This window comes from Corynebacterium sp. HMSC072G08, from assembly GCF_001809185.1.
Classification (GTDB): domain Bacteria; phylum Actinomycetota; class Actinomycetes; order Mycobacteriales; family Mycobacteriaceae; genus Corynebacterium; species Corynebacterium phoceense.
This window is the reverse complement of the sequence record NZ_KV796443.1, coordinates 1-3,348: the sequence shown is the minus strand read 5'-3', so window position 1 is coordinate 3,348 and position 3,348 is coordinate 1. Positions and strand designations below refer to the sequence as shown.

Below are 3,348 nucleotides of genomic sequence, written 5' to 3'. Positions count from 1 at the left end.
CGTAGCGGACACACATTTTGCTACTTAGCCCTGGTCATCGTGTACTCCTTGGTGGAAGAGCTGGGCGAAAATGCAAAAAGACCTGAGCCCCACGCGCGCCCTTGAAAGGCGAGCGTGTTGCTCAGGTCTTGCCCCGAACTAAATCGGGTTACAATCCGCGTCCCAGCGTTACTGGAAACCTGTTCTTATGATGCTGCGGAGCGCTCATAAAAGTCAAGAAAAGTGTGGTACTTCACGAAAGTGACGAGATGCCCCATGAGGTGCTCATGTCGGGGGCCTGATTACTGTGTACTGAGAGAAGTAGCCGCACCGCAGTATCCCAGGAGAGACGACGATGAGCGAAGAACGTGAGCCGATGAATGCAGTCCCGAGCAGCAGCCCCGAGCTGCGTACCCAGTTGGCGCAGCAGCTAGCTGAGCTCGTTCCGGAAGCGTTCAGCGACGGCAGGATCGACGTCGCGAAGCTCGGTGAGCTCCTTGGCGAGGATGCTTCCGATGCCGCCGAGCGCTTCGGCTTGTTCTGGCCTGGGAAGAAGCGTGCCATGCGGGCAGCACAGCAGCCCACTACCGCCACGTTGCGGCCCGATAAGGCCAACTCCAAGGAGTGGGATACCACCGAGAACGTCTTCATCGAGGGCGACAACCTGGAAGTCCTCAAGGTTTTGCAGAAGCACTACCACGGCAAAATCAAGATGATCTATATCGATCCGCCGTACAACACGGGTCACGATTTCGTCTATCCGGACAACTTCAAAGAGGGGATTGGCACCTATCTCGACTGGTCGAAACAAGTCAACGAGGAAGGCAAGAAACTCTCCTCCAACTCTGAGTCGGAGGGGCGTTTCCATTCCAACTGGCTCAACATGATGTATCCGCGCCTGAAGCTCGCGCGCAACCTGCTTAGCCAAGACGGCGTCATCTTCGTGAGTATTAGCGATGACGAGTACTCGCACCTAAAGAAGTGCCTCGATGAAATCTTTGGCGAGCTGAACTTCGAAGGCTCGATCCACTGGCGCCGGCGCCACAATCAGCCCAATGACCCCACCAAGCTCATCGGGCTTGTGGCCGAGCACATTCTGGTCTACGCACGGAACTCGGCGCATCTCAAGCGCGCTGGCGTGGGCAAGCTGCCGCTCACGGGCAAATTCACGAACCCCGATAACGACCCGCGCGGACCGTGGAATTCCAAGCCATGGAAGGTGGGTGCAGGCCAAGGCGGTTCCTCGTACACGATTGTTTCGCCTACGGGCGTCGAGTTCAACGAGGTGTGGATGGGCGAGAAGGCGACCTTTGAAAGGCTGCTTGCTGATAACCGCATTGTCTTCACCAAGGGCGGCGACGGCTTGCCGCGCAAGAAGCAATTCCAGTCCGAGCGTGAGGAAAGCGGTCAGTCCGCCACCAACTGGTTCCCGCATGAATTGTTTGGCAGCAACCAGGAAGGCTCCGCAGAAGTCGCTGAACTCTTCGGTGTAAAAAGCATTTTCAGCAACCCCAAGCCCACGAAGCTGCTGCAGAACTTGGTGCGCCTGGGCAATCTGAACGACGGCGATATTGCCCTGGACTTCTTCGCGGGATCCGGAAGCCTGGCGCATGCCGTCATGCAGCTTAATGCCGAGGACGGCGTGCGTCGCCGTACCATTCAGGTGCAGCTTCCTGAACCCACACCGGAGAACTCCGCAGCGCGGAAGGTCGGCTTCGAGGACATCGCGAGCATCTCCCGTGAGCGCATCCGGAGGGCAGGTGACAAAGTGGCCGCCGAGTACGCCGAGGTGATCGCACAACGCGAGGTGCCCCTCGATACGGGATTCCGTTCCTACGTGCTTTCGGATACCAACTTTGTGAAGTGGCAGACGGCGGCGGATACGGACGTGACGACGCTGGAGCAGCACTTGCTAGACCTGCGCGGAAGCGTGGACGACGACGCTACGGTGGATGACATCCTTGCGGAAATCCTCATTAAACAGGGATTGTCGCTCACTGAGAAGATCCGTGACTGCGACATCGCCGGCGCGGGTTATAAGGCCGTGGTTCGCAGCGACGGGGCTGGCGGTGAAGAGGTTGCGGTTTTGGCGTATCTCGACGAGCATGTCACCCCGACTCTCGCGCAGTTGCGTGATGCGGTCGCCATGAAGCCAGTGCAGTTCATCATTCTGGAAGATGCGTTCCAGGGAGACGACGAGTTGAAGACCAACCTCGTCCAGATGTGCCGTACTGCGGGTGTGGATCTCTGGACCGCCTAGGGGTAATGGCAGACCTTTTCGTTCGAACTGGTATGGAGGTACCCCATACCAGGCAGGGGCCACACTATATTTTGCTGCACAAAAGAGGGACTGTGGGTGAATACCAGCTATTAGTTTTGCGAAGGTCTTCCCACGGCGCGGACTGGGGTTTAGGCTACGGGTTGTAAGCAGAAAGCGGACAGAAAGGACGCGAATGGACGAAAGTCAAGCGCATTATTACTCAGACGGTTTCTCCCTGATGTAGTGCGAAAATAGCGGCATAGCCATAATCCACAACTTCTTTTTTAACAACGATTGTACGAAGTACAGGAGCTTAAAAGCACAATGCATATAGGACGAAACGTCGTCCCGGACCAGCGCCACACAACCTAGCTTCTAGCCCTTTTACCTACAGGTTTGCAGCGGAATAACCACTGATTCGATCCGCACCACGGCTCCGCGAAGCTTTAACGAAGTAGCTCACACACGGTCCGGGATTTTTATTGGTTTTCTAGGCCTTTACTTGTGCTGAACCGGGTTGATTTGGGAAGCATGTGAACGATGGCGCGGGCCACGTGCTTTGCGCTTGCTTGCATGTCCACTGAGAGGCATACGGTCCAATCGTGGCTAACTCTAGGGTCCGGATCTGTTGCTGTTGCTACTGTTCGGTGCGTGCCGCTTCTTCTTGCTTGCGCTGGGCTTCGTGCTTCGCGATGACTTCAGCATCGTGACGCAGCGCGTAGTGAATACATCCTTGTGGTTGGAGAGCGCAGGAACCTGTGTTCGCTGGCCACTGGGATGCTGCACTTTCACATTCGTCCTGTGAGTTGTAGGGGGTCGCGTAAGAACCACTTGTATCCATGGTCAGCTTCGTGCAGAACGACTGGATCCTGGTGGCTCGGTTCTTGCGCAGGCGCTGTGGGTTCTGACGTCGCTAGTTCGTTGTGTTCGGTCGTGGGGGGGCTCTGTCGTTTGGTGTGTTGTGCTGCTGCTCGTTGCCGGAGGAGTCGTCGTGCTTGTTTTCGTCGGGGACTCTTTCACTGTGGTGACGTGGGTAATGGTGACCGGTTCGGACTCGCCCGTGTTGCAAGCCGTTAGCGGCTCTTCCGGTTTTAGAGTGCATTGATTAG

1 protein-coding gene is annotated in these 3,348 nt (G+C 56.6%); it reads left to right on the top strand.

What is annotated here, in order from left to right:
- Positions 1-334: 334 nt before the first annotated feature.
- The gene (locus HMPREF2559_RS08985) at positions 335-2,239 is read left to right on the top strand and encodes a site-specific DNA-methyltransferase (RefSeq protein ID WP_070540407.1); all 1,905 of its coding nucleotides are present in this window, start codon (positions 335-337) and stop codon (positions 2,237-2,239) included.
- Positions 2,240-3,348 lie beyond the last annotated feature (1,109 nt).